The sequence below is a fragment of the Nocardia sp. BMG111209 genome (assembly GCF_000381925.1).
Taxonomy (GTDB): Bacteria; Actinomycetota; Actinomycetes; order Mycobacteriales; family Mycobacteriaceae; genus Nocardia.
Genome location: NZ_KB907307.1, coordinates 3838755 through 3864795, shown reverse-complemented (window position 1 = coordinate 3864795; position 26041 = coordinate 3838755). Strand labels below are relative to the sequence as shown.

Here is a 26041-nt window from a genome sequence, read left to right as displayed (position 1 = left end):
GGCCCTTTACTCCGCGTGCCCGAACTTGGCCTTCAGCTCCTGGGCTGCCTCGGAGTTCTCGGCCTCGAGCTTCTGGATGTAGGAGACGGCGTCACCGACGGTCTTCAGGCTGGCGAGATCCTCGTCGGGGATCTTCACGCCGTACTTGTCCTCGGTCTGCACCGCGATCTCGACCATCGAGAGCGAGTCGATGTCCAGGTCGTCGACGAAGGACTTCTCCAAGGTCACCTCGGACGGCTCGATACCCGTCACCTCCTCGATGATCTTGGCGAGCTCTTCGACGATCTGTTCCTGGGTCAGAGCGGCCACTTCGTGGCTCCCTTCTTGTTACATCCGTGGGTTTGCGGTTTTTTCTTCATTTCGGTTCGACCCGGGAGAGTGTTTCCACCCGGTTCGCCCGCGAGCCGCATCGTTGCGGTCGCGAGGAAAGCTAGCTGGTTGCCGAGACTCGAGACAACTCGTGCAACTTGGTGATGTCCTCCGGGGTCTTCAGGGCGAGGTTCGCAGTGCCCTTCAGTTCCCGCTTCGCGATCCCGATCAGGGTGCCCGCCGGCGGCAACTCTGCCACACCGGAAACCCCTGCGGCGCGGACGGTCTCGGTGCAGAGATCCCACCGGACCGGCCTGGTCACCTGGGCCGCCAGCTTCTCGATTGCGTCCTGACCCGAAGTGACCGGGCTGCCGTCGTAATTAGACAGTAGAACGCGCACAGGTTTGCTGGGAGTTATCTGAGAAATCGCTTCGGTAACGGCGTCCTGGGCGGGTGCCATGAACGTCGTGTGGAAAGCGCCGGCCACGGGCAGCGCCCGTACCCGTGCCTTCTCCGGCGGCGCGGCGGCCAGTTCGGCCAGCGCGTCCAACCGGCCCGCCGCCACGATCTGGCCGACCGCGTTGCGGTTGGCCGGCGTGAGGCCCAATTCCTCGAGCCGGGCGAGCACGGCCTGCTCGTCGCCACCGAGCACCGCGGACATGCCGGTCGGCTCGAGTGCGCACGCCCTGGCCATCTCCGCACCGCGGAGGGCGGCCAGGCGCACCGCGTCGTCGGCGGAGATTACCCCGGCGACGGCCGCTGCGGCGAGTTCACCGACGGAATGTCCGGCGACGATGGTGTCGGCCGGCAGCGCCTCCCGCGGAATCTCCGCGAAAGCGAGCAGCGCGGCCGCGACCACCAGGGGCTGGGTCACCGACGTATCGGTGATCTCCTCCGCGGTGGCCGTGGTGCCGAGACGAACCAGGTCCAGCCCGGTTGCCTTGGACCACAGTTCGAGACGGTCGCGCGCACCGGGGAGATCGAGCCAAGGCGCGAGCATGCCGGGTGTCTGAGAGCCCTGTCCTGGGGCGAACAACGCGATCACGTTGTCAAGAAAACACCCCTGGGACCCGTTTCGTTGATGTCGACGCGAATGAAGCTTGTCGGCGGCTTTTGTGTGGACCCTACAAAACGGCAGTTGGGTCGGCGCCATCGACGGCTTCGCGGCCGGTGTTACAGGTGACCTTCGGAGTAGGTGGCGACTGGGTCCTCTGGGGCGGATGACGACGATTCGTTACGAGTTCGTGTCAAACGGCCCACTGTTGCAGCGACTCGGAGCACGTACGCGTCCCGCGGATTCATGGGATCCCGGCCGGTGATGTCGCCGATTCGCTTCAGGCGATAGCGGACGGTGTTTGGATGAACGAACAGCTGCCGTGCGCAGGTCTCCACCGCGCCACCGCAATCCAGATAGGCGTCCAGGGTGTCGGACAGCGCCGAGCCGGCGGCGGCCAACGGTAACACGAGATATTCGTTCAGGGCGTCGATCGCGGCCCGATCTCCGAGCAGCGCGCGCTCCGGCAGCAGTTCGGCGGCGTGCACCGGCCGCGGCGCGCCACGCCAGCCCACCACGGCCTCCATCCCGGCCATCGCCTCCACCGCGCTGATGTGCGCCGCGGACAACGTGCGCATGGTCGGGCCGATCACCACCGGGCCCTCGGAGAACGCCTCGGCCAGCAGATCCGCCAGGAACGGCACCGGGAACGCACCCTCGCCGAGATTGCCGCTGACCACCATGACCAGCCGCGATCCCTGTACCACCGCCAGCGCCGAGCGGCCGTGCCGGGAGGCGATGGTGTGCACCGAGCCGACCACCACCTGATCCTTCGGCGGCGTGCCGACCAGCACGGTGGCGAGCGCGGTCGCGTCCCAGTTGAGGGTCGCGGCGCGGGAGAGCATCTCCGGGCCGGTGTCTCCGCGGACAACGGCGTCGACGACCAGCGCCTCCAGCCGGGTGTCCCAGGCGCCCCGGGATTCGGCCGCGCTCGCGTACACCGAGGCCGCGGCGAAGCCGAGTTCGCGGCCGTAGCGCAGTACGGCCTCGGTCAGGGCCACCAGCTGTCGGTCGTTGCGGGCCAGCGCGGGCAGCCACTGTTCGAAGAAGTCCATGGCCACCCGGACCATGTCGACGGTCTGCCGCAGCGTCAGGCGGCGGGCCAGATCCTGGGGGATGACCTGGAAGGCGTCCAGGCTGAACCGGATATCGCTCTCCGGATCCTGCAGCCACTCCAGGAAGTTCACCACCGCGGTCTGGACCAGCATCTGCACACCCGCGCGCTGCGCGGCGTCCAGATCGCCGAAGAACGGCAGCCGGTCCTCCATCGAGGCGATCGCCTCGGTCGACAATCTCCCGGAGAACTGCTTCACGCGCTTCAGCAGCGTGTCCGGCAGCGGATCGCGAGCCTGCGGATTGGGCGAGAGTGCGCCGGTGGGGAGATACACCTCGTGCTCGGACGAGGTGTCGTCGATCCGGCGCGGCCGCGGCGGTTTACGTTCCACTTGTCGATTTTCTCCCGCGAGGGTAGCCCCAGTGCATACCCCCAGGTCGTAGGCGTGCCGGACTGGGAAGGCGGAGGTGGGGCGCCGGATCGGCTACGGCGACGATCCGGCGCGACCCCAACTCCGGTTCTACTCCTCGGTACTGGTGAGCGACTTCGGCGCGGCGTCGACATCGTGGATGCGATACCGCTCCGCGGCCTGTTTCACCAGAGCCGGGTGCATCTTGCCCAGGCGGGACAGCGCGGCCAACGCGGCCACGGCGATCGACTGGGCGTCGACGTTGAACACCCGCCGCGCCGCCTGCCGGGTATCGGAGAATCCGAATCCGTCGGTGCCGAGGGTGGTGTAGTCGCCGGGTACCCACTTCCGGATCTGATCCGACACCGAGCGCATCCAGTCCGAGGCGGCGACGAACGGACCCGCATTGCCCTCGGCCGAGCCGGGGGCGGCGGACAGCGCCTGCGTCACGTACGGCACACCCGGTTCCAGGTCCGGATGGTGCAGCGCCTGGATCTCCTTGGCCAGCGCGTCCTTTCGCAGTTCGCTCCAGGAGGTCACCGACCAGACGTCGGCCTGGACGTTCCAGTCCTGCGCGAGCAGCTCCTGGGCGCGCAGGCCGTCCGGCACGGTGACGCCGGCGACCAGGATCTGCGCGCGCAGATCGCCGGTGCCGCCGCGCTTGTACAGATAGATGCCCTTGAGCAGACCCTCGACATCGAGGTCGTCCGGCTCCGCGGGCTGCGGATACGGCTCGTTGTAGAGGGTTATGTAGTAGTTCAGGTTCTCGCCGCCGAAGTGGTCGGCGGCCATCTGCGGATGGGTGCCCGGCAGCGCCGTCGCCTCCGGCGCCGGGCGGCCGCCGCCGTACATGCGCCGCAGGCCGTCCCGCACGATGTGGGCGATCTCGAACGAGAAGGCCGGATCGTAGGACACCATCGCCGGATTGGTGGACGCCAGCAGCAGCGACTGACCGTCGTTGTGCTGCAGGCCCTCACCGGTCAGCGTGGTCCGGCCGGCCGTGGCGCCGAGGATGAAGCCGCGGGTCAGCTGGTCGGCCGCGGCCCACAGGCCGTCGCCGGTGCGCTGGAATCCGAACATCGAATAGAAGATGTAGAGCGGGATCATCGGCTCGCCGTGCGTGGCATAGGAACTGCCCGCCGCGGTGTACGACGCGGTCGACCCGGCCTCGTTGATGCCCTCGTGCAGGATGTGCCCGATCGGACTCTCCTTGTACGCCAGCATCAGTTCCGCGTCGACGGAGGTGTAGAGCTGCCCGTTGCGGTTGTAGATCTTCAGCGACGGGAACCACGAGTCCATACCGAAGGTGCGGGCCTCGTCCGGGATGATCGGCACGATCCGGTCGCCGATGTTCTTGTCCCGCAACAGTTCTTTCATCAGGCGCACGAAAGCCATGGTGGTGGCGACGTTCTGCTTACCGGAACCCTTGCGTACCGAGCGGTACGGCTCGTCGCCGGGCAGCTGCAACGGCTTGGCCACCGACCGCCGCTCCGGCACGAAACCGCCGAGGGTGCGGCGGCGGTCCAGCAGGTACTGGATCTCCGGGGCGTCCGTGCCGGGGTGGTAGTACGGCGGCAGATAGGGATCCGCCTCCAGCTGCTCGTCGGTGATCGGGATGCGCTGCACGTCGCGGAAGGCCTTCAGGTCGGCCAGCGTCATCTTCTTCATCTGGTGCGTGGCGTTGCGCGCCTCGAAGTGCTTGCCGAGGCCGTAACCCTTGATGGTCTTGGCCAGGATCACCGTCGGCTGTCCCTGATGCGCCAGCGCGGCCGCATACGCCGCGTAGATCTTGCGGTAGTCGTGGCCGCCGCGCTTGAGGTTCCAGATCTGCTGGTCCGACAGGCCCTTCACCAGTTCCTTGGTCCGCGGGTCGCGGCCGAAGAAGTACTCGCGGACATAGGCGCCGTCGTTGGCCTTGTAGGTCTGGTAGTCGCCGTCCGGTGTGGTGTTCATCAGGTTGACCAGCGCGCCGTCGCGGTCGGCCTGCAGCAGCGCGTCCCACTCGCGGCCCCAGATCACCTTGATGACGTTCCAGCCGGCGCCGCGGAAGAACGACTCCAGCTCCTGGATGATCTTGCCGTTGCCGCGGACCGGGCCGTCGAGCCGCTGCAGGTTGCAGTTGATGACGAAGGTCAGGTTGTCCAGGGCCTCGTTGGCGGCCACCTGGATCAGGCCGCGCGATTCCGGCTCGTCCATCTCACCGTCGCCCAGGAAGGCCCAGACGTGCTGATCGGAGGTGTCCTTGATACCGCGGTCCTGCAGGTAGTGGTTGAACCGCGCCTGGTAGATGGCGTTCATCGGGCCCAGGCCCATGGAGACCGTGGGGAATTCCCAGAAGTCGGGCATCAGCCGGGGATGCGGATACGACGACAGGCCGTGGCCCGGACCGCCGTGGCTGTACTCCTGGCGGAACCCGTCCATCTGGCCCTCGGTGAGCCGGCCCTCGAGGAAGGCGCGCGCGTAGATACCGGGGGGGGCGTGGCCCTGGATGAAGACGTGGTCACCGCCGCCGGAATGGTCCTTGCCGCGGAAGAAGTGGTTGAAACCCACCTCGTACAGCGCCGCCGACGAGGCGTAGGTCGAGATGTGGCCGCCCACACCGATACCCGGCCGCTGCGCGCGGTGCACCATGACCGCGGCGTTCCAGCGGATCCAGGCGCGGTAGCGGCGCTCGACCTCCTCGTCGCCGGGGAACCAGGGTTCGTTCTCGGTCGGGATCGTGTTCACGTAGTCGGTCGAGGTCAGCGCCGGGATGGCGACGTGCCGCTCACCGGCGCGTTCGAGCAATCGCAGCATGAGGTAGCGCGCCCGTCCCGGACCCTCCCGGTCGAGCATCTCGTCGAAGGATTCGAGCCATTCGCCCGTCTCCTCCGGATCGATGTCCGGTAGGTACGACGCCACCCCCTCGCGGATCACGCGCACGCGCGCACCGGCGGGCCGCGGCGCAGACCCGTGGTCGGCTGCGGCACCGTTGGAGCTCGACGACATCGGGTGCATCAGGTCGGTCAAAATTCAATGCTCCTCGTACAAAGGGGTGGACAAGCTGATGGCTCTAACCCCGACCGGCCGCATTGGTGCACGGGCCGGCCGATGCTGGACAATGGTTGGGGCGCACCTCACATCCTTCCCGATGATGCGGCCCAGGTCATCATGTCAGGGGGAAATCCAGTACGGTTCGCTAGGCAAGGCTGCGCCGGACACGAAAGTCGGTCGGCGCCACGACAGGACACGCTCGAGTGCCTTCGAGGAGCGGGGAGGATGATGGGACTGCTCAACCCACGAGGGTTCGGGCTGGCATGTGCGACAGCGGCGATCGGCGGTGGCCTGGTCATAGCGGGATGTTCCAGTTCGGTGCACGGCACGGCGACGGTGAACCAGGCGGACGCGGCCGCCTATCGCACCGAGATGGCATCCTCGGTGGCCGCGGCGAGTTCGTCGCGCAAGGCGGCGGCGCAGACCAAGGCCATCGGCGACAACTGCAATCCGTTCCGGGACACGACCAGCGTGGCGGTGACGAAGTACAACGACTTCGTCGACGCGCACGACGGCAACGCACCCGATCAGGACGCCAAGCGCGACGATGCCGCCCAGACCCTCGAGGACGCGGCGCGTACGGTCGAGAGCCGGGTCAATTCCGCGGGCGATCTGCTCCCGCCGGATCTGGCGCAGAAGTTCACCGACTACGTGGCGGCCGCCCGCGAACTGGCGGCCGAATCCCGCAAGATGAACTACACCTCCCCGGTCGGAGCACTGAACGACGCCAGCAAACGCGTGAACGACGCGCTCAACACCGTGCGGGGCGCATGCCCGGCCCGCTGAGAAACACGCTGATACGCGACATTTCGGGGCGGAATCCGGCGGATCGGCTTGCGCTGGGACGGATAACCATGTTCGCTTGCAACTACATATTGTCGGGAGTTGAGGAGGAGACCACCGTGGTCGCCGCGGCGGACGCGCAGAACTACGCTCAGAAGCTTGGCATCTCACACGGCATGTCGGTCCAGGAATTGGGCTGGGACGAGGACACCGACGACGCCCTCCGAGCGGAGGTCGAAGAGGAAATCGGCTCCGACCTGCTGGACGAGGAGACCGATGAGGTCGTCGACGTCGCCCTGCTCTGGTGGCGTGACGGCGACGGTGATCTGGTCGACGCACTCATGGATGCCATCGGACCGCTGGCCGACGACGGCGTGGTCTGGGTGCTCACACCCAAGACCGGCCAGTCAGGACATGTGGATCCCAGTGAGATCGCCGAATCCGCACCCACCGCGGGCCTGACGTCGACCACTCCGGTGAGTCTCGGGTCCTGGACCGGCACCAAACTGATGCAGCCCAAGACGCCCTCGAAGCAGCGCTGATCGCCACGCGGCTAAGGTTTCTCCGGGGGCGGGCATTTTCCCCGCCCCGCGAACCCGAGACGAGAGGGGAATCCGCATGCCGCTCGAAGTGGGCACGGCCGCGCCGGATTTCACGCTGAAGGATCAGAACAACCAGGAAATCAGCCTGTCCGGCTACCGGGGCGAGAAGAACGTCCTGGTGGTGTTCTACCCGCTCGCCTTCACCGGCATCTGCCAGGGTGAGCTGTGCAAGGTGCGCGACGAGCTGCCCAAGTTCCAGAACGACAGCGCCGAGATCCTGGCGATCTCGGTCGGCGCGTCGCCGACCCACAAGATCTGGGCCGCCGAACAGGGCTACACCTTCCCGTTGCTGTCCGACTTCTGGCCGCACGGCGCGGTCGCCCAGGCCTACGGCGTCTTCAACGAGGCCACCGGCTTCGCCAACCGCGGCACCTTCGTGGTCGACAAGGACGGCATCATCCGCTTCGCGGAGATGAACGGCCCCGGCGAGGCCCGTGACCAGGCGGCTTGGGAGAAGGCGCTCGCTGCGTTAGATTCGTAAACCATTGCGGTCCACACCGCATTTCCCTCTCCGTCGGCGGGCCGTCACCCACCGGTGGGGATCCGGACGTATAGCTCAGCGGTAGAGCACTGGTTTTACACACCAGCGGTCGGGGGTTCGATCCCCTCTGCGTCCACCATTGTCGGCCTTGTGGGGAGGTCGCTCCGTCGCTCGGTGATCCTGGAATCGGGATCCTCCTACCCGCGGTAGGGGACGGGCGATAACTCCCACGATTCGTAGGAGGTCGCGGTCGGTTCGGGAGTGGGTTTTCCCGATATTCTGGAGGTCGCGGCGTCGCTGGATCCGATACCGCCGATCGAGAGACTCCGACGCACGACAGGTGGTGGTCGTCCGGCGGAGTCTTCCCTCCCGAAAGGACACCGTCGTGAGTATTTCCGTGTCCGCCGACGACCGATTGACCCGCCCGGGCGGAATTCATACCGTCGAAGTGGGCGAGTTGGTTGTGCAATATCTGCCCGACGGGCTGACCCCGCTGCACGGGGCGAAGTGGTTACCGGGTACGACGCCCGAATTCTGGGCGGACGGCGATCATGCCAAGTATCTGAACGCGGACGGCGATCTCATCGCCAGTGTGGGCGGGCTGCTCGTCACGCATCGGGGGTTGCAGCGATCGATGCTGATCGATGCGGGGTTCGGGCCGATGGATTATCAGACGCCGTTCGGGATGTTGCAGGGTGGTGCGATGCTCGGCAGTCTGCGTGCGGTCGGGCTCGCGCCCACGGATGTCGAGTTGGTCGCGTTGACGCATCTGCACGGCGACCATATCGGTTATCTGTGGCAGGCGCCGGATGCCGACGGCCGGTTCCCGTTCGCGCACGCGCGGGTCGCGGTCGCCGGAACCGAGTGGGCGCGACCGGATCTGGCGGCGCGGGAGGGGACCTCGCCGGAGATGGTGGCCTGCTTCGCGGATCAGGTCGAGGTGTGCCGGGACGGTGAGGAGATCTTTCCGGGTGTCACGGCATTGACGTTGCCCGGTCACACCATCGGTCATACCGGTTATCTGCTCCGATCCGAGGGGGTCACGCTCATCGTGCTCGGTGACGCCCTGCATACACCGTTGCAGGTGACCTATCCGGATCTGTCCTCCGCCAGTGATCTCGATCCGCAGCTCGCGATCGATGTGCGCCGCCGCATCGTGAACACCGTTGCGGACAACGACTTCCTGGCGTTCGGTGGTCATTTCGCGGCTGTGCAGTTCGGGCATTGCCGCCGGGCCGACGGCGGGGTGGCGGTCTGGCAGCCACTGCCTGCCGAATGACTTTCGGTTCGATCACGTGTCGTAGACGGGTGTGAACGAGATCTGCCACCAGTTCTCACCCGCTACGTACGGGAAGACCCATTCCTGGACGGTGAGGTGGACGCGTTGTGTCTCACCGCTTTTCGGGTCGCGCATGATCAGCTCCGAGCCGGCGACCACCTCGAGTGGACCCTCGGTGCTGCTCCAGAGTCGTCCGAATGCCGGTGCTCGCCGCAACCGGTCCCGCAACTGGCGCAGCTGTTCCTCGGGCATCGTCCCGTCGGCGAGATGTTGCAGGCCGGACAGCAGGATATTGGCCACCTGCAGCCACCTGCCGGTGTCGTCCGAACTGGCGACCGAGCCCGTCTCCTCGGTGTCGGTGGCGTCGAAGATCAGTTGGGCGCGCCGGTCCAGCAGCAACCATTCGGCCAGATTGCCGTAGAGCTCCAGGCCCGGGAACATATGCCGGGCAGCGTCATTGGCGTAGCCGACGTACCATGTCGCCGCCGTCACCAACAAGGCCGGGGCGGGCAGCGTCCGCGCGACACCGATCAGCCGGGCCGGCGGTTCCGGCACCGGTAGATCCGTCATCGGTATCTGGCCGAACATCAGGCCGATCAGGTGCCGTTTGGTCTGCGGCGCGACCTCGAGCGGTTCGAACATGTCGGCCAGGGTCGTGATCGGTACGCGCGCACCGAGTTCCGCCGCCTCCACCGTCCGCCACGAGCGATTGATCTTCTCGGCCAGTTCCTTTCGCGACATACCCAGCTTCAGCCGTAACTTCTTGATCGCCTGTCCGAGTGTTTTGGCGGTGGTGCGATTCGGAATTCCGGTATCGGGCATGGGCGAACCTCTGATCGGTCTGTCCAGAAGATGCTGGGCAGGTCGGGATGCCATATTCTCCTCTGGAAGTTCACGTCCAGGAAATAGGAAACGGACCGGTCCGAACGGAAATGATGAAATGCCGGCGCCGGACTCGTTCGGTCAGGAATCGGACCTGCGGTACTCCTGCGGGCTCATGCCGCGCACCCGCTTGAAGGCCGTGCTCAGGGCGAAGGACGTCCCGTAGCCCACCCGGGTCGCGATGGATTCCAAAGTCGCGTCCGGATTGTCGAGGAGCAGATCGGCGGCGAGGGACAGGCGCCAGTTGGTGAGGTAGGTCATCGGGGGTTCGCCGACCCGGGTGGTGAAGCGGCGGGCGAGGGCGGCGCGGGAGATGCCCACCTCCCGCGCCAGCGACGCCACGGTCCAGGGGTGGGCGGGGTTGTGCTCGAGGAGGCGGAGGGCGGGGCCCGCGATGGGATCGGTCCGGGCCCGGTACCAGTCGGGGGCCGGGTTGCCGGGGTGAGCGAACCAGGTGCGGAGGACGGCGATCAGGAGCAGGTCCAGGAGACGGTCGAGGACGGCTTCCTGGCCGGGGTCGTCCTTGACGATCTCCTCGCGGAGCAGCGGAATCAGGTGGGACTGCCAGGAATCCGCGGGGAGGACCAGGATCGGCGGGAGGGCGGTCAGGAGGCGGCGGCTGATCTCGCCCGCGGTCTCGTAGGTGCCGGTGAGCATGACCGTCTCGCCGTCGGGATCGTTGCCCCAGGTCCGGACCCCCAGGTCCATCGAGCTCGACAGGTCGGAACCGTCCGTGGTGGTGCAGATCTGGCCGGGGTGGATGACCACCGTCGGGGGCGAGCCGGGCTCGTCGGCGACCGTGTAGGCGTCGGGCCCGCGGGCGATGGCCACGTCGCCCTTGCCGAGGCGGATCGGGCCGGCGTCGTCGGGGATCAGCCAGGCGTGGCCCCGGACCACCGCGATCACGGAGACCGGGGCCCGGTCCTCGATGCGCATCGACCAGGGTGGGGTGAGCACCGAGCGGAGCAGAAATGCTCCGCGGGCGCGGGGTCCGTCGAGGAGTCCGGCGAGCGCGTCCATGCCGGGGACGGTAGTCGGTTCATACGCCGGCGGCTATCGGGGTGGACGCTCGCGTATGGAGATGCGATTGTCGGCCATGGAAGCTCTCGGAGCCGGGCCCTGTAATGGGTGCATGGCTATCGACAATGCGTTCGTGCGGGGGTTGACCCTCTATACCGCGATCACCAGTGGGGTGTGTGCCGGAATCTTCTATGCCTTCTCGGCTTTCGTCATGTCGGCGCTGGGGAATCTGCCCGCGGGGCAGGGGATCGCCGCGATGAACTCGATCAACAAGCAGGCGCCGACATTCTGGTTCATGGCGGTGCTGATGGGGACGGCCCTCACCGGTCTGGTGCTGGGGGTGTACGGAGCGTTCCACCTGAACCGGCCGGGGGCGATATTGCTGGTGGTGGGGGCGCTGGCCTATCTGGTGGCGATCGTGATGACGGGGGCGTTCCATGTGCCGCGCAACGATCGGCTGCTCGGCATGGATCCGGAATCCGTTGCGGCGGCGGACTATTGGAAGACCTACCTGACCGAGTGGACCTGGGGGAACCATCTGCGGGTGCTGGGCCCGCTGGTGGCGGCGGTCTCGTTCACCGTGGCCTGGAGGCAGTCGCGGTAGGTCCCGAAGATGTTGTGGCGGTTGATGATCGGGCCCGGAGGTCGCCGCGGATCGGCGGCGGCCTCCGGACTCGACACTCGCGTTCACCCCTCGGAAAAGAGAACGCGATCGTCGAACAATTCCGAATTTCGAATTCGTTCGACAATTCTCCGGTGCAGCAGGATGATCGCCTGCTCGCTGACGATGCCGAGGCGGCCGGCGTGATCGTCGATCCGCGACAGCTGCGCGCGGTCGTCGACGCGGTCGGGATCGCTGAGCAATTCGTCGAGTTCCATGCCGATGATCGCCTGATCGCGGGTCAGCATCCGGCCGTCGAGCCAGCTGAGTTGCCAGGCTTTCGCGGTGTCCCGAGATATCCGGAAGGCTCGTTCCGGGGTTATGTCGCTGCTTATCGACCAATCGGTGGTGTACAGAGTCATGGCACGTGCCCTTATTCGATTTTGCCGACCCACCGCCCAGGGCGGATATATCGGATGATGCCGTTCGAATTCGGTCGGACGGGCGTCGTCAGTATGACTCCGGGAACGCGCCGAATGTGATTCTCCCGATTCGATTCACGTGCGCCGGTTCGGTTCTGCACGCGCACCGTGCACCCGGTGCCGCGCCGTCGACATCCGCCGGACCGCGGGGATACGCTGGATTTCCAGCTCGACCGGACGGGGTTGCCCCGGAAGGACGCGTGGTTCGCATGACGAACGTCCCACATCCCGTCAAATGCGCCCGCCGGGTGGCGCGGGCAAGCAAGGCCGCGGGCGACTCCGACTACGACTCCGCGCTGGCGCATGCTGTGCAGTTCGGACAAGCTGGGACGGCCAAGTGGGGACGCTGCGCTGCGTTTTCGGCTCAGTCGGCCGAGGGCTCCGGGTCGTCGAGGCGGTCCACGTGGCGGGTGTCGGGGGCGGCGAGGGTGACTGCGGCGCCGGCGGCGGCGACTATGGCGAGGGCCAGGACGGCTTGGTGGATGCCGTGCATGAAGGCGTCCACTGCGGCGTCGGTGAGGGGGTGGGTGGTGGGGCCGGCCTGGGCGGCGACGGTGAGGGCGCCGGCCAGGGAGTCGCCTACCGGGCCGCGGATCTGGTCGGGGAGGCCGGCCAACGCCGGTTGGATGTGGTGGTGGTAGCCGGCTGCGAGGATGCCGCCGGACATGGCTATGCCGATCGCGGCGCCGATTTCGCGGGCGGCGTCGTTGACCGCTGCGGCGACACCGTGTTTCGCGGTGGGGGTGGTGCCGATGATGACGGCGGTGGCGGGGGTCGCGCACAGGCCGATGCCGGCGCCGGCGAGGGCCAGCGGTAGCACGATCGCGGAATAGTGGGTGTCCGGATGCAGTCTCGTGAGCAGGAACAGGCCGCCGGACATGGTGGCCAGGCCGGCGACGGTCATCCAGCGCAGGCCCACCCAGCGCATCAGCATCGGGGCTATCACCGCGAGGGGGAGCAGGGGGCCGGCCATCGGGGCCACCGCGAGGGTCGAGCGCAGGGGGCTGTAGCCGAGGACGAGTTGCAGGTATTGGACCATGATCAGGGCCAGGCCGAAGGTGACCACGAATTGCAGCATCAGCGAGGTGACACCGGTGCTGAAGGCGCGGTGCGCGAACAGGCGGACCGGCAGCAGTGGGCGGGGTGTGCGTAGTTCCACCACCACGAACAGGGCTCCGGCGACGACCGCGCCGGCCAGGAGGGCGATGGTCAGGGGGGCGCGCCAGCCGTATTCGGGCGCCTCGGTGAGGCCGTAGACCAGCAGGCCGATCGCGGCGGCCGAGGTGGCGGAGCCGAGCAGGTCGATGCGGGGGTGGTCCGGTTCGCGTGAGGCGGGCATCGCGATCGCGGCGACGGCCAGTACCGCGGCCACCGCGGCCAGGACGACGAAGATCGACGGCCACGACCAATAGCGCAGCAGCACACCGGAACCCACGAGACCGATCACGCCGCCGGAACCCGCGACCGCGGCCCAGATGCCCACCGCGCGGCCCCAGTGCTGCGGCGGGAACACGCCGGTCAGGATGGACAGGGTCGACGGCATGACCAGGGCGGCGCCGACGCCGGAGATCATGCGCGCCACGATCACCCACATCGGGTCGTGCACGGTCAGGGCCAGTACCGATCCGGCGCAGAACACCGCCAGGCCGGTGATCAGCATGCCGCGGCGGCCGTAGCGATCGCCGAGGGCGCCGGCGGGTAGCAGCAGCGCCGCCAGTACCAGGGTGTAGCCGTCGACCATCCAGGTCAGCTGGCCCTGGGTCGCGCCGGTGGCGGCGGCGATCTGCGGCAGTGCCGTGTACAGCGCCGCCATCGACGCCATCACCAGGCCGACGCCCAGGCAGGACGCGATGAGGGTCCAGCGGCGCTGCCAGGCCGCCAGCGTGGCGGGGCGCTCCAGTACTCGGTGGTCGGACACGGCGCCTCCAGGTTTCGATACCATCGGTATCGCTTCGCTACTTCCGGTAGCGTAGCGACCGCCGGAGGGGATGAAAACCCTCCGGATATGTGATGTCCGGCAGGATGGACGTGATGAGTCAGGCGCCCGAGCTTCCCGACGCGGTCGATCCACGCCGAGTGCGATCACGCGATCGGCTGATCGCCGCCGCCACCCAGTTGCTGGCCTCCGGCGGCATCGAGGCGGTCACGGTGGACGCGGTCACCCGGGCCTCCAAGGTCGCCCGCACCACCCTGTACCGGAATTTCGGCAACAGTGCGGGACTGCTCGCGGCGGCCTTCGAACGCCTTCTCCCGCAAGTGGTTCCGCCCGCCCCCGAGGGCACGCTGGAACAGCAGCTGACCGAACTGCTCACCAGTCAGGCGGCCGCGATCGAGCAGGTGCCCATGCAGCTGAGCACCCTCGCCTGGATGGGCCTGGGCCTCGGCCCGACCTCCACGGCCACCGCCGACGATCCGTCCCCGGTGGTGAAATCGTTGCGCGCCAGCGTGATCGAGCACTACCGGGTGCCGTTCGATCGGGTCCTCGAAACCCCCGCCGCGCGTGCGCGACTCGGCGACCACGATCGCATCTTCGTCTTCGCCCAGCTCCTCGGCCCGATCATCTTCATGAAACTCACCGGCCTGCGCACCGTCACCCCCGACGACTGCGCCCGCATCGTCCGGGATTTCCTTGCCGCCCACCCGATCCCGCGGGACTCACAGCACGGGATCGGTGCGCCGGTCCCGGTCGACCCCGATCCGGATCGGTAGGTCGACGGCGAATCCCGCGCCGGGCCGGTAGATCGCGACCGTGGGCCGATTCTAGGTGGCCGGGTCCCAGCATTCGGCGAGGAAGAGGCGGATCTCGCGGGTGCGTTCCTCGTCTTCGGGGGCGTGGCCGAGGAAACCGCCGTGGGCGGCGGCCTCCCAGACGTGCAGCGCGGCGGGGACGGCGGCGGCGCGGAGGGCTCGGTGCAGGCGGACGGTGTCCGAGAGGAGCATGTCGCGGGTGCCGGACAGCAGGAGGGCCGGGGGGAAGCCGGCGGTGAAATCGCCGAAGACAGGGGAGAGATAGGGGTTGCGGGGGTCGTGGTCGCCGATGTAGAGGCTGGGGGTGGGGGAGTGGCTCAGCAGGTTGTCCAGGCCGAGGTTGGTCTGCCAGGTGTCGCCGGATTCGGTGAGGTCGGCGGCGGGGGTGGCGAGGACGATGCCGGCGGGCAGGGGGAGGCCCTCGTCGCGGGCGCGCAGGACGGTGGCGGCGGCCAGGTTGCCGCCGGCCGAGACGCCGCCGATGACGATCTCGTGGGAATCGCGGTGGCGCAACAGTTCCCGGTAGGCGGCGACGCAGTCGTCGAGCGCGGCGGGGAAGGGGTGGTCCGGGGGCATGCGGTAGTCCACCGACCAGCAGTGGTGGCCGATGCGGTGGGCGTTGTCGATGCCGCGGGTGCGGCAGATCTCGCCGCCGCCCTGGATGAAGCCGCCGCCGTGGATCTCGAGGTAGGTGCGGCGGTCGCCGGGGTATACGCCGGGCGGGGTGATGGCGTAGACGCGGGCCTTGCCGACGGGGATCTCCTCGACGTCGGCGGGGGCGCCGGAGCCGGGGGCCATGCGCAGGGTGTGGGCGTCGAGGTCGGCGATGAGGGCCCGCCAGGCGGCGGGGTCGTCCAGGGCGGGCCACTGCGGGGCCGGGCCGAGGGGCCCGAGGGCCAGGATGGCCTGGGCCTGCGGGCTGACCGAGGACGGCACCGGGATGTCGCGGGCGGGCAGGTGCAGTACGGCGGGTGCGTCGCTGGTGGTCACCACCGAACTCCTTCGAGAAGCGGAATCTGAATGCAGAGAATAGCATTCTCCGGTGCTCGGGTGGACCTCCTTGCCGTTGTGCGGGGTCGTCAGCGGGGGGTGGTGATGCGGCTGTTGTCCCAGGTGAGCATGCGATCCGCGGGGGTGAAGCGGAGGTAGGTCAGGGCCGCGTAGTGGTCGCGGGTGGCCGCGGGCAGGTCGGTGGCGGGGGTGCGGAAGGCCGCGTACTTGCGGTCGAAGGCGGCGGCGATCCGGTCCGCCTCGGCCGGGTCGGTCACCTCGGCGACGGTTCCGGAGAGGTGGACCGCGCGCAGTTCCGCCCACAGTTCACCGGACTCGACGAGGAAGGCGGCCCGAGGGTCGCGGCGGATGCGGGCCGACTTCTTCGCCCCGCGCGGGGTCTGCAGGCCGATCGTGCGGTCGTCGACGACGAACCAGACGGGCAGGGTGATCGGGCGGCCGTCGGCGGTCAGGGTGGTGAGGATGCCGGTGTGCGAGGCTGCCAGCGCCTGCCATGCCTCGTCGGGGGAAAGCCTCAGGCCCATCTGTTCTCACCTCGGGTGTGTGGTGTGCGCGGGTGCGCGCAGTTCGTCCTTGAGTATCTTGCCCAATGCGTTGACCGGTAGCTCGGCGCGGATCTCGAGCCGGCGGGGCACCTTGTAGTTGGCCATGCGGTCGCGGGCCCAGGCGATCAGTTCCTCGGGGGTGGGTGCGGCGCCGGGGCGGGGGACGACGAAGGCCGCGCCGACCTCGCCGAGGCGGGCGTCGGGGACGCCGATCACGGCCACCCGGGCGACCGCGTCGTGGGTCAGCAGCAGATTCTCGATCTCGGCCGGATACACGTTGAAGCCGCCGACGACGAACATCTCCTTCATCCGGCCGGTGATGATCAGATTCCCGTGCTCGTCGAGGCGGCCGAGGTCGCCGGTGTGCAGCCAGCCCTCGCCGTCGATCGCCGCGGCGGTCGCGGCGGGATCGTCGAGGTAGCCGGTCATCAGGTGGTAGCCGCGGATCACGATCTCACCGTGCTCGCCGGGCGGCAGTGCGGCGCCGCCGCCGTCGACGATGCGGATCTCGGTGTCCGGCATGGCCTTTCCGGCGGTGTGGGCGACGGTGTCGAGATCGTCGCCGGGGCGGCACAGCGAGGCCGGGCCGTTGGTCTCGGTGAGGCCGTAGCCGCTGAGGATCGTGGTGAACCGCATCTCGTCCCGCAGTCGGCGGATGAGCTCGACCGGGATGGTCGCGGCGCCGATCACGGTGGCGCGCAACGAGGACAGGTCGTAGCGGTCGCGGTCCGGACTGTCGAGCAGGTCCTGCAACAGGGTCGGCGGACCGGGCAGCAGGGTGATGCGTTCGGTCTCGACGGTCGCCAGCACGGTGGGGACGTCGAACACCGCCATCGGGACCACGGTCGCGCCGCGCAGCAGCGTGGCCAGCCAGCCGGCCTTGTATCCGAACGAGTGGAAGAACGGAGTGATCACCAGTTGCTTTCCGCCGGAGTGCAATCCGACGATATCGCACCAGTCGTCGTAGAGCCGCAGCAGCCGGCCGTGGGTGGCGACGGCACCCTTGGGGCGGCCGGTGGTGCCGGAGGTGAAGAGGATGTCGCACGGGTCGTCGGCGCGGATCGACGCGATCCGCCCGGTGGCGGCCTTCTCGCTGACGAGGCGGCCGGCGCCGAGGTACCGGTGCCACGGGACGTCCTCGCGCACCGGGCCGTTCATCACCACCACGCGGATCGGCTCCGGGAGGCCGGCGGTGTGCGGCGCCAGCAGTGCGGCGCGATCCGTGCCGAGGAAGTCGTTGTCGGTGAACAGGATTCGCACGCCGGAGCGGGCGAGCACATCGGCGGCCTCGGCGCCCTTGAACCGGGTGTTCACCGGCACCACGACGCCGCGGGCCCCGAGGATGCCGAGGGCGGCGACGATCCAGCGATAGCCGTTGGGCGCCCAGACCGCGGCGCGGTCGCCGGGCAGGATGCCCGCCGCCAGCGCCGCCCGGGTGGACTGGACGACGGCGGTGGCCAAGCGCGCGTAGGTGATCCGGATCTCGCCGTCGACCACCGCCTCCCGGTCGGGCTGTGCGGCGGCGACCCGCAGCAGCCGCGCGGGGATGCTGCGGTCGGTGTCGTCGAACACGGTGGGGCGCAGACTAATCGGTACGGACCCAGACGGCCTTGGTGGTGAGGTACTGGGCCAGGGCGTCGGGCCCGTTCTCGTGGCCCCAGCCGCTCATCTTGTAACCGCCGAACGGGACGGCCGGGTCGAACAGATTGTAGGTGTTGACCCAGACCGTGCCGGTGCGCATCAGCGCCGCCAGCCGGTGCGCGTTGCCGAGGTTCGTGGTCCAGATGCCGCCGGCCAGGCCGAATTCGGTGTCGTTGGACCGGGCCGCGACCTCCTCGACGGTGTCGAACGGCAGCAGGCAGCCGACCGGGCCGAAGATCTCCTCACGCACCACCGCCATCTCGTCGGTGACGTCGGCCAGCAGGGTCGGCGGGACGAAGTAGCCGTTGGCGAGATCGCCGTCGGTGAGCCGGGCGCCGCCGGCCAGCACCCGGGCGCCGGCCTCCCGGCCGATGTCGAGATAGCCGGTGACACGGGACAATTGGGCCTGGGACACCAGCGGCCCGATCCGGGTCTGCGGGTCGAGGCTCGGGCCCACCTTCAGTTTCGCGGCGTAGGCGGCCAGCGCCGCGGCGAACTCCTCGAAGATGGGGCGCTCCACGAAGATTCGGGTGCCCGCGCAGCACGCCTGGCCGGAGTTGCCGAAGACGCCCATCGCGACACCGGGCACCGCGCGCCGGAAGTCGGCATCGGCGAACACGACATCCGGTGACTTGCCGCCGAGTTCGAGGGTCAGCCGCTTCAGGTTGCCCGCGGAGGCGCGCACGATCGCCTGGCCGGTGGCGGTCGAGCCGGTGAAGGCGACCTTGTCCACGTCGCGGTGCTCCACCAGGGCCGCCCCGGCCTCGCCGAAACCGGTGACGATGTTGACCACACCGGCGGGAAGGTCGGTCTCGGAGAGCAATTCGCCGATCCGCAGGGCGACCAGGCTCGCCTCCTCGGCGGGCTTGAGCACCATCGTGCAGCCGCTGGCCAGTACCGGCGCGAGCTTCCACAGCACGTTGTTGATCGGGCTGTTCCACGGGATGATCGACCCGACCACGCCGACCGGTTCGTGCGAGGTGTAGGTGAGGATCTGCCACGGCATCGAATTCGGCAGCGTGCGGCCGTGGATCTTGGTGGCGAAGCCCGCGAAGTAGCGCAGCACCTCCACCAGTTTGTCCGCGCCGGCGCCCGGATCGCGGCCGATCGGCATGCCCATGTCGACGGCCTCCAGCCGCCGCAGCTCCGCCGCGTTCGCCTCGATGACGTCGGCGACCTGCCAGATGATCGACTGCCGCGCCGCCGGGGTCAGCGCCCGCCAGGGGCCCTCGAACGCCGCCCGCGCGGCGGCCACCGCGCGGTCCACATCGGCCGGATCGCCCTGCGCGATCTCCGCGATCACCGTGCCGGTGGACGGGTCGATGCTCGGAAACGTTCGGCCGGAAGCGGATTCGACCCATTCGCCACCGATCAGCAGGCGCTGGGGTACCCCGGTCAGGAACGGCAGGGACTGTCGGTCGAGTGCGGTGTTCGTCGGCATGGGAGTCCTCTCTCGCGAGCACCGCACCTCGCCTCGCGCCGGTGCGGCCACCATACAAGAGAGTAAGCGCTCATCTAGTTATTGACCATGCTTTGCGCGCATCCGATCACCGCCGGGAAATCCGCCCGGCGCCGGTGGAAACGGCGCGTGCCGGGTGGCAGCACCCACCCGGCACGCGTTCACGATGCGGTGGCGCTTCCGGCGACTCGCCGGAAACACCACCGCCGCAGACTCATTCGAAGCTGCCACCCTCGGCGGCCAGCCGCGCCAGCAGCGGCGCGGGCTCCCAGCCCGGCTCACCGTCGTGGTAGCGGCGCAGCGCGGCGACCACGGTGGGCAGGCCCACCCGGTCCGCGTACCACATCGGCCCGCCGCGGTGCCGCGGGAAGCCGTACCCGGAGAGGTAGACCACGTCGATATCGGAGGCGCGCTGGGCGAAACCCTCCTCGAGGATGCGGGCGCCCTCGTCGGTCAGCGCCAGCACCAGCCGCGCCACGATCTCGTCCGGTTCGAAGGTCTGCGGCTTGGTGCCGTACTTCTCGTGGTACGACGCCAGCAGATCGGCGACCACCGGACTGGGCTGCGGGTCGCGGCCGTTGTAGTCGTACCAGCCGGCCCCGGTCTTCTGGCCGAATCGGCCCAGCTCGCACAGGGAGTCGGCGATCTCCTCGCGCGGCACGTCCGGATGTTCGGCGTAGCGGCGCTTGCGGATCGCCCAGCTGATGTCGTTGCCGGCCAGGTCGGCCACCCGGAACGGGCCCATCGCGAAGCCGAAACCCTCGATGGCGGAATCGATCTCGGCCGGGGTCGCGCCCTGGCGCAGCAGCGCGAACGCGGCGGTGCGGTAGTTGTTCAGCATCCGGTTGCCGATGAATCCGTCGCAGACCCCGGCGATCACGCCGACCTTGCCGATGCGCTGGCCCAGGGACATCGCGGTGAGCAGGACGTCGTCGGCGGTGCGGTCGCCGCGCACGATCTCCAGCAGCTTCATCACGTTCGCGGGGCTGAAGAAGTGCAGGCCCACCACGTCCTCGGGACGGCCGGTGACCGCCGCGATCGCGTTCAGATCCAGCGAGGAGGTGTTGGAGGCCAGGATCGCGCCGGGCTTCATCACCTCGTCGAGTGTCGTGAAGACGGTCCGCTTGACCGCCATGTCCTCGAACACCGCCTCGATCACGAGGTCGCTGTCGGACAGATCCGCGTAGTCGAGGGTCGGGGTCAGCAGGGCCATCCGCCGGTCCAGCTCGTCCGCGGCGAGCTTCCCCTTGTCGACCTGGATCTGGTAGTTGCGCCGGATCACGCCGAGCCCGCGATCCAGCGCCTCCTGAGCGGTCTCCAGGATGGTCACCGGGATGCCGACGTTGAGGAAGTTCATCGCGATGCCGCCGCCCATGGTGCCGGCGCCGAGCACGCCGACCTTCGCCACCGGACGCGGCCGGACCTCGGCGCCGATGCCCGGGATCTTGCGGGCGGCGCGCTCGGCGAAGAAGGCGTGCCGCAGGGCCGCGGACTGATCGCCGGCCACCAGTTCGGTGAAGGTGGCGCGTTCGGTGGCCAGACCCTCGTCGAAGGGCGTGGTCACCGCGGTCGCGACCAGATCGAAGGCGGCGACCGGCGCGAGGAAGCCGCGGCTGCGCTTGACCAGGCCCGCGCGCTGCGGCGCGGCGGCCGCCGGATCGCCGGTGGCGGTGAGGTCCCGCACCCGGGGCAGCGGGCGGACCGCCGCGATCTCCCCGGCGAACGCGACGGCCGCGGCGACGGCGTCGGCGTCCACCACCCGGTCCAGCAGCCGCTGACCGTCCAGCGCGGCCAGCGCGCCGGCGGTGCGGGGGGCGCCGGTGGTGATCATGTCGACGGCCGTCGCGAAGCCCAGTGCGCGCGGCAGCCGCTGCGTGCCGCCGGCGCCGGGGACCAGGCCGAGATTCACCTCGGGCAGGCCCAGCTTGCTGGCGGTGGTCGCGACCCGGTAGTGCGCGCCGAGGGCCAGTTCCAGACCGCCGCCGAGGCAGGTGCCCTCGATCGCGGCCACCACCGGCTTGCCGACGGCGTCCAGCGCGGCGATCACCTCGTTGAGCGTCGGCGCGGCGGTGGACTTCGGGGTGCCGAATTCGGTGATGTCCGCACCGGCGGAGAAGAATCCGTTACCGCCGGTGAGCACGATCGCGTCGATGCCCGAATCCTCGAGGGCGCGGCGCAGCCCGGTCACGATGCCGTCGCGCGTGCTGTGCCCGAGTCCGTTGACCGGGGGATTGTCGATGCGGATGAGTGCGGTACGGCCCTGCGTCTCGTACTGGATCGCCATGCTGTCGTCTCACTTCCTGGCTCGGTGTAATAGTCATACCATCCAGCGAGAATGTCATTCTCGAGAGTGCTCAACGGTAAGGTGTCGCGCGGGGGCCGTCACCGGCCGGCGAACAATCGGCATTCGAACCGGACGCGCAGCGTGCTGACAGCTTCCGTTCACCTCTGGATGCGAGCGTGGGCGGCGTTTGCTGCAGTGTCGATCGTTCCAACCGATGAAGGTAACTGATGAAGGTAAATGAGTCCGGCGGCCGCAGGGCCGCCGGCGCGGGGCTGGGGTTTGCCGCGATGCTGCTCGGATGCGCGGTGGCCACGGTGGTCGATTCACCGGTGGCGCGGGCCGATACCTATGTGCCGCTGCCGGACGGGGAGCAGTCCCTGACCACTGCGACGGGGGTCCAGGTCGATCTGACCCGCTCCGGCGAACATGCGGTTGTCTCGCCGTCGATCGCGTCCAACGGGCTGTCCCGGACGGCGAGCATGTCGGCCACGGTGTTCGCGACCATCGACGGCGCGACCTCGGGCAATCTCGTGACCGGGTATGTGGTGGGGTGCCAGGTCGACCTCTCCGGCGGCGTCTCGCTCGGCGGTGACATCTACATCTCGCCGAATTCGGCCTATCCGGAGATCTACCCGAACATCAATCTGGTGCCGGGCGGGGTCGCGACGGTCAAGTTCGACACCAAGAAGCTCGATCCCACGGCCGGAGCGGTCGGTATCGCCTACAGCGACCGCGCGGTCCAGGTCAGCGGTTGCGCCGGCTACGCGCAGGCGCGGGCCTTCAGCACCCTGACCGTGAAGAACGACCGCGGCTCGGCCGAGGTCACCCTGTACGGCCAGCCCTTCAGCATCGGATGAGCACCGTGTCCGACATCCACGAGCCGGGCCGACCCGGGACAGGAAAGAGGAAACCCGCCATGCGAGGTGCCTTGAGCACGGCGTTCGTGGCCTTCGCCAGCGTGCCGATGCTGATCGCCGCCGGGGGTGCGGCGCACGCCGACACCCAGGTCGCGCTGCCCGACGGCCATATCGAGCTGAACACCCGCGACGGGCTGACCATCGACGTGGACCGCACCGGGGAGCACGCGACGATCTCCGGCTCGCTCGCCGACAATCCGTTGTCGCGCAACGCCTGGGTCTCCGGCGTGACGTCGGTGCATGTGACGGCGCCGGACGGGGTCAAGGTGACCGGCGGCCGGATCGAGACCGGATATCTGCTCGGCTGCCAGATCGACCTGGGCAGCGGCGCGCACGCCGAGGGCAGCGGCGATGCCGCGGGCCAGGCCACGAACCAGGGCAACGGCGGTCCGAACGGCCAGGGCGGTCCGGGCGGCGACCAGGGCGGCCAGGGCGGCGACGGCAACGGTGGTGGCGACGACAGCAGCGGCGGCGACTCCGCGGGTGCCAGCAGTTCCGGCCACGGCAGCGGCGGCGGTTACGGCGGTGGCGGCGGCGGACTGTCGGTCGGTGCGGGCGATCTCGGCGTCGGCGTCGACGGCAACGGGCTCTCGCCGTACGGGGATCCGAACGTGTCGCTGCATCTGAAGCCGGGTTCGGTCACCACCAAACAGGTGCAGACCTACACCTTCACCGGTACCGACGGCATCACCCAGTACGTGGACCACGCGCTGTCGATCGACGGCTGCGCCGGCGCCGCGGAGGCCCGCGCCTACACGACCGTGACCGTCCACGACAACGTCATGGACGGTTCGCAGACGTTGTGGGGCAGGCCCTTCAGCATCGGCTGAGCGGCCGGATCAGCCACCGTCCGCGGCGATCGCGTCGCGGACGGTGGTCTCCTGGTCGCCCAGGACCGGATCGGGCCGGGTGACGATCGAATACACCGCCTTGGTGTCGGCGAACTGGTCGCGCAGCCAGATCCGGGCGTAGGTGGCGTTGTGCGGCTGGCCGTGGTCCCCGACCGCGGTGGTCTCGATGCCGACCGCACGGCACAGCGCGACCGTGCGCGGCACGCTGAAGTCCTGGGTGACGACGATCGCCGAGCGGACCCCGAAGATCCGGTACGCGCGGGCGCAGGACGCGTAGGTGTCGAAGCCCGCGTAGTCCACCGCGATCTTCGCCGCCGGGACACCCTTGTTCGTAGGCCCACTGCCCGTGGTCGCCGCTGAGCAGCAGCGCCTTCACCTTCCCGCGCTCGAGCAGCTCGCGGCCGAGATCCAGGCGCGCGGCCAGATAGGGCGAGGGCTTCCCGTCGGCGTAGACCTGTGCGCCGAGTACCAGCGCCACATCGGCGGGCGGCACGTCCGCGGCGGTGTACTCCCGCCCGGCGGCCCGCGACCGGATCCAGCCGTCGGCACCCAGGACCACCGCCGCCAGCAGTGCGATCACCGCGGTCAGTCCGATCGCCACCCGCCGGACGACCACCGGTCGCCGCCACCGTGCCGTGCGGGGTCCCGCCCCCGAATTCTCCGCTCCCACAGTTCGAAGTCTGCCGGAAAATCCGCGGTCGTGCCGGACCGTGATGTCGTTCCTGCGCCGGGAACGGGGTGCCGGCGGGCACAATGCGGGATATGGATGGCTGGGGCGGGCCAGCAATCGACCGGCGGGCGGGCAGGGAGCCCGGCGGGGCCGGTGCGCGCAAACGGCACGGCCGGCACTACACCCCGGACCGGCTCGCGCGATTCCTGGCCGATCGGCTGCTGGAACATCTGACCCCGGGCGATACGCTGCGCATCCTGGATCCGGCCTGTGGTGACGGCGAACTGCTGCTGGCGTTGCGAGACGCTGCGGCGCAACGATTTCCGGGCCTGCCGGTCCGGGCCACCGGTCACGATCTGGATCCGGCGGCGGTGCGGGTGGCGCGGGAGCGGGCCGCGGGCCTGGACGTGACCTGGCGGGTCGGCGATTTCCTCTGCGCGGCCGAGGAATTGGCGGACGGGCAGTTCGACGTGGTGATCACCAATCCGCCGTACGTGCGCACCCAGCAGCTGGGTGCGCAGACGGCGCGGTTGCTGCGCAATCGGTTCGGGCTCGCGGGCCGGATCGATCTCACCCATCCCTTCGTGGCCAGTGTGCCGCGGTTGCTGCGGCCCGGCGGGGTGCTCGGATTGCTGTGCGCCAACCGGTTTCTCACCACCAAGGCCGGGGCGAATCTGCGCGCGTTGTTGTGCCGCGACCTGATTCCGGTGGAGCTCTACGATCTCGGCGACACCAAGCTGTTCGAGGCCGCGGTGCTGCCCGCGGTCACCATCGCCGTCCGCCCGCTGCCGGGGGCCGGTGGCCCTGTGACCTGCCGCTATGTCGCCGCGTACGAGACCCCGGCGGCGGGCGCCGCCGGCCCCGGTCCGAATTCGGCTGCCGGAGCGGCGGATCCGGTACCCGGGCCGGCCCCGGCCGCTGCGTGCGCCGCCACCCGGCCGCCGGTGGCCGCAGCGGATGATCTGTTCGCGGCGCTGAATGCCGAGTGCGACACCGTGGTCCGCCACGACGGCCGCAGCATCGCCGTCCGGGTGGGCACGCTGGACTGCGGGGCGGCGGGATCGGTTGCGGCCGAACGCGTCGTGCCGTCCGGCGGTCCGGCCACCGTCCCCTGGCGGATGTCGCAGCCGGAGACGGATGCCTGGCTCCGGCGGATCGCGGCGGGCACCTGGCGGAGTTTCGGTGAGCTGGCGCGGATCCGGGTGGGGATCAAGACCACCGCGGATCGGGTGTTCATCTCCGACCGGTGGCACGAGTCCCACCCGGAACCGGAGGCCGAGTTGCTGTTCGACCTGCTCACCCATCACGATCTGACCCCGTGGCGGATCACCCGCGGCCGGCCGACGCGGGTGCTCTATCCCTACGATGTGACCCGGTCCCGGCGCACTCCCGTCGATCTGTCCGAATATCCCGGCGCCGCCGCGTATCTGGCCGCGCACAAGGATCTGCTGGCCGCGCGCGACTACCTGGTGGGCGGGGGCCGGGAGTGGTTCGAGATCTGGGTGCCGCAGCGGCCGCATCTGTGGCGGCTGCCGAAACTGGTGTTCCCCGATATCAGTGTGGCGCCGCGGTTCGCGCTCGACCGCAGCGGCGCGATCGTCAACGGCGACTGCTACTGGATCTCGCTGGCGGATCTGCCCGGATCGGCGGCCGAGGTGGATCGGCTGGGGTATCTGCTGATGGGCGTGGCCAATTCGGCGGTGGGCCTGCGGTTCTACGATGCGGTCTGCGGCAACCGGCTGTACTCGGGCCGCCGGCGGTGGATCACCCAGTACGTGACGCGGCTGCCGGTGCCGGATCCGTGCACCCCGGCCGCCGAGGCGCTCACCGTCCTGGTCCGGGACCTGGCCGACGGTACGATATCCGATCCCGGCCCGCTCGACGAACTGGTCGCGGCCGCCTTCGGCCTGCCCGGCTGAATCGGCC

22 protein-coding genes, 1 tRNA gene and 1 pseudogene are annotated in these 26041 nt (G+C 69.2%); 10 read left to right on the top strand and 14 right to left on the bottom strand.

Annotated elements, in window-relative coordinates; genetic code table 11:
• Nucleotides 1-6 precede the first annotated feature (6 nt).
• The 4 genes from acpM to aceE form a co-directional block, all read right to left on the bottom strand.
• A complete protein-coding gene (acpM, locus tag G361_RS0117775) occupies nt 7-309 on the bottom strand; it encodes a meromycolate extension acyl carrier protein AcpM (protein ID WP_019928453.1) in 303 nt (100 codons plus the stop codon).
• A 121-nt stretch (nt 310-430) separates the two neighbouring features.
• Nucleotides 431-1354 (bottom strand): ACP S-malonyltransferase, encoded by a 924-nt coding sequence (locus G361_RS0117770; RefSeq protein WP_026343169.1) that lies wholly within the window; start codon nt 1352-1354, stop codon nt 431-433.
• A 128-nt stretch (nt 1355-1482) separates the two neighbouring features.
• Nucleotides 1483-2751, bottom strand: a complete 1269-nt coding sequence (locus tag G361_RS0117765) for a CdaR family transcriptional regulator (RefSeq protein ID WP_036495188.1) — start codon at nt 2749-2751, stop codon at nt 1483-1485.
• A 186-nt stretch (nt 2752-2937) separates the two neighbouring features.
• On the bottom strand, nt 2938-5814 hold the full coding sequence (aceE, locus tag G361_RS0117760; RefSeq protein ID WP_196814594.1) for a pyruvate dehydrogenase (acetyl-transferring), homodimeric type: 2877 nt from the start codon (nt 5812-5814) through the stop codon (nt 2938-2940).
• A 270-nt stretch (nt 5815-6084) separates the two neighbouring features.
• Between aceE and G361_RS0117755 the strand changes: the two genes are divergently transcribed.
• The 5 genes from G361_RS0117755 (at nt 6085) to G361_RS0117735 (ending at nt 9004) form a co-directional block, all read left to right on the top strand.
• Nucleotides 6085-6645 (top strand): hypothetical protein, encoded by a 561-nt coding sequence (locus G361_RS0117755; RefSeq protein WP_231386907.1) that lies wholly within the window; start codon nt 6085-6087, stop codon nt 6643-6645.
• Between the two features lie 116 nt (nt 6646-6761).
• On the top strand, nt 6762-7184 hold the full coding sequence (locus G361_RS0117750) for a DUF3052 domain-containing protein (RefSeq protein ID WP_036495187.1): 423 nt from the start codon (nt 6762-6764) through the stop codon (nt 7182-7184).
• A gap of 76 nt (nt 7185-7260) precedes the next feature.
• On the top strand, nt 7261-7725 hold the full coding sequence (locus G361_RS0117745; RefSeq protein ID WP_026343165.1) for a peroxiredoxin: 465 nt from the start codon (nt 7261-7263) through the stop codon (nt 7723-7725).
• Between the two features lie 64 nt (nt 7726-7789).
• A tRNA-Val gene (locus tag G361_RS0117740) sits at nt 7790-7864 on the top strand.
• A gap of 246 nt (nt 7865-8110) precedes the next feature.
• A complete protein-coding gene (locus G361_RS0117735; RefSeq protein WP_196814495.1) occupies nt 8111-9004 on the top strand; it encodes an MBL fold metallo-hydrolase in 894 nt (297 codons plus the stop codon).
• A gap of 12 nt (nt 9005-9016) precedes the next feature.
• Here the strand turns inward: G361_RS0117735 and G361_RS0117730 are convergent, their stop codons facing one another.
• Together G361_RS0117730 and G361_RS0117725 are read right to left on the bottom strand one after the other, a co-directional pair.
• Entirely contained in the window at nt 9017-9826 is an 810-nt protein-coding gene (locus tag G361_RS0117730) for a helix-turn-helix transcriptional regulator (protein ID WP_019928445.1), read from the bottom strand.
• A 141-nt stretch (nt 9827-9967) separates the two neighbouring features.
• Entirely contained in the window at nt 9968-10906 is a 939-nt protein-coding gene (locus G361_RS0117725) for an AraC family transcriptional regulator (RefSeq protein ID WP_019928444.1), read from the bottom strand.
• Nucleotides 10907-11018: 112 nt separating this feature from the next.
• On the opposite strand from G361_RS0117725, the gene G361_RS0117720 reads away from it, so the two are divergent.
• Nucleotides 11019-11510, top strand: a complete 492-nt coding sequence (locus G361_RS0117720) for a DUF1772 domain-containing protein (protein ID WP_019928443.1) — start codon at nt 11019-11021, stop codon at nt 11508-11510.
• 83 nt (nt 11511-11593) lie between these two features.
• Here G361_RS0117720 and G361_RS0117715 read toward each other — a convergent pair whose 3' ends face one another.
• Nucleotides 11594-11929, bottom strand: coding sequence for a hypothetical protein (locus G361_RS0117715; protein ID WP_019928442.1), 336 nt, complete (start codon nt 11927-11929; stop codon nt 11594-11596).
• Between the two features lie 424 nt (nt 11930-12353).
• The gene (locus G361_RS50995; protein ID WP_019928441.1) at nt 12354-13907 is read right to left on the bottom strand and encodes an MFS transporter; all 1554 of its coding nucleotides are present in this window, start codon (nt 13905-13907) and stop codon (nt 12354-12356) included.
• Nucleotides 13908-14020: 113 nt separating this feature from the next.
• On the opposite strand from G361_RS50995, the gene G361_RS0117705 reads away from it, so the two are divergent.
• Nucleotides 14021-14698 carry a TetR/AcrR family transcriptional regulator gene (locus G361_RS0117705; protein ID WP_231386906.1) on the top strand — a complete coding sequence of 226 codons (678 nt, stop codon included), beginning with the start codon at nt 14021-14023 and terminating at the stop codon, nt 14696-14698.
• 51 nt (nt 14699-14749) lie between these two features.
• Here the strand turns inward: G361_RS0117705 and G361_RS0117700 are convergent, their stop codons facing one another.
• The 5 genes from G361_RS0117700 to G361_RS0117680 form a co-directional block, all read right to left on the bottom strand.
• The gene (locus G361_RS0117700; protein ID WP_019928439.1) at nt 14750-15727 is read right to left on the bottom strand and encodes an alpha/beta hydrolase fold domain-containing protein; all 978 of its coding nucleotides are present in this window, start codon (nt 15725-15727) and stop codon (nt 14750-14752) included.
• A gap of 89 nt (nt 15728-15816) precedes the next feature.
• Nucleotides 15817-16272, bottom strand: a complete 456-nt coding sequence (locus G361_RS0117695) for a pyridoxamine 5'-phosphate oxidase family protein (protein ID WP_019928438.1) — start codon at nt 16270-16272, stop codon at nt 15817-15819.
• Nucleotides 16273-16278: 6 nt separating this feature from the next.
• Nucleotides 16279-17865 carry a FadD3 family acyl-CoA ligase gene (locus G361_RS0117690; RefSeq protein WP_019928437.1) on the bottom strand — a complete coding sequence of 529 codons (1587 nt, stop codon included), beginning with the start codon at nt 17863-17865 and terminating at the stop codon, nt 16279-16281.
• A 13-nt stretch (nt 17866-17878) separates the two neighbouring features.
• On the bottom strand, nt 17879-19375 hold the full coding sequence (locus G361_RS0117685) for an aldehyde dehydrogenase family protein (RefSeq protein WP_019928436.1): 1497 nt from the start codon (nt 19373-19375) through the stop codon (nt 17879-17881).
• 232 nt (nt 19376-19607) lie between these two features.
• Nucleotides 19608-21677, bottom strand: a complete 2070-nt coding sequence (locus G361_RS0117680) for a 3-hydroxyacyl-CoA dehydrogenase NAD-binding domain-containing protein (protein WP_019928435.1) — start codon at nt 21675-21677, stop codon at nt 19608-19610.
• A 227-nt stretch (nt 21678-21904) separates the two neighbouring features.
• On the opposite strand from G361_RS0117680, the gene G361_RS0117675 reads away from it, so the two are divergent.
• Entirely contained in the window at nt 21905-22534 is a 630-nt protein-coding gene (locus tag G361_RS0117675) for an MspA family porin (protein WP_019928434.1), read from the top strand.
• A 59-nt stretch (nt 22535-22593) separates the two neighbouring features.
• Nucleotides 22594-23424, top strand: coding sequence for an MspA family porin (locus G361_RS47010; RefSeq protein WP_019928433.1), 831 nt, complete (start codon nt 22594-22596; stop codon nt 23422-23424).
• A gap of 9 nt (nt 23425-23433) precedes the next feature.
• Here the strand turns inward: G361_RS47010 and G361_RS50365 are convergent.
• Nucleotides 23434-23760: pseudogene (locus tag G361_RS50365) on the bottom strand (ElyC/SanA/YdcF family protein); the annotation flags it as partial.
• 447 nt (nt 23761-24207) lie between these two features.
• Between G361_RS50365 and G361_RS0117660 the strand changes: the two are divergent.
• On the top strand, nt 24208-26034 hold the full coding sequence (locus tag G361_RS0117660; RefSeq protein WP_155981482.1) for an Eco57I restriction-modification methylase domain-containing protein: 1827 nt from the start codon (nt 24208-24210) through the stop codon (nt 26032-26034).
• Nucleotides 26035-26041: the final 7 nt, after the last annotated feature.

Excerpts from the sequence above, each read along its gene's own strand:
- G361_RS0117695 (WP_019928438.1), bottom strand. The coding sequence starts at position 16,272 with ATGGGCCTGAGGCTTTCCCCCGACGAGGCATGGCAGGCGCTGGCAGCC.
- G361_RS0117680 (WP_019928435.1), bottom strand. The coding sequence starts at position 21,677 with ATGGCGATCCAGTACGAGACGCAGGGCCGTACCGCACTCATCCGCATC.
- G361_RS0117720 (WP_019928443.1), top strand. The coding sequence starts at position 11,019 with ATGGCTATCGACAATGCGTTCGTGCGGGGGTTGACCCTCTATACCGCG.
- G361_RS0117660 (WP_155981482.1), top strand. The coding sequence starts at position 24,208 with ATGGATGGCTGGGGCGGGCCAGCAATCGACCGGCGGGCGGGCAGGGAG.
- G361_RS0117685 (WP_019928436.1), bottom strand. The coding sequence starts at position 19,375 with ATGCCGACGAACACCGCACTCGACCGACAGTCCCTGCCGTTCCTGACC.
- aceE (WP_196814594.1), bottom strand. The coding sequence starts at position 5,814 with ATGTCGTCGAGCTCCAACGGTGCCGCAGCCGACCACGGGTCTGCGCCG.
- G361_RS0117745 (WP_026343165.1), top strand. The coding sequence starts at position 7,261 with ATGCCGCTCGAAGTGGGCACGGCCGCGCCGGATTTCACGCTGAAGGAT.
- G361_RS0117675 (WP_019928434.1), top strand. The coding sequence starts at position 21,905 with ATGAAGGTAAATGAGTCCGGCGGCCGCAGGGCCGCCGGCGCGGGGCTG.
- G361_RS0117725 (WP_019928444.1), bottom strand. The coding sequence starts at position 10,906 with ATGGACGCGCTCGCCGGACTCCTCGACGGACCCCGCGCCCGCGGAGCA.
- G361_RS0117730 (WP_019928445.1), bottom strand. The coding sequence starts at position 9,826 with ATGCCCGATACCGGAATTCCGAATCGCACCACCGCCAAAACACTCGGA.
- G361_RS0117755 (WP_231386907.1), top strand. The coding sequence starts at position 6,085 with ATGATGGGACTGCTCAACCCACGAGGGTTCGGGCTGGCATGTGCGACA.
- G361_RS47010 (WP_019928433.1), top strand. The coding sequence starts at position 22,594 with ATGCGAGGTGCCTTGAGCACGGCGTTCGTGGCCTTCGCCAGCGTGCCG.
- G361_RS0117715 (WP_019928442.1), bottom strand. The coding sequence starts at position 11,929 with ATGACTCTGTACACCACCGATTGGTCGATAAGCAGCGACATAACCCCG.
- G361_RS0117705 (WP_231386906.1), top strand. The coding sequence starts at position 14,021 with ATGAGTCAGGCGCCCGAGCTTCCCGACGCGGTCGATCCACGCCGAGTG.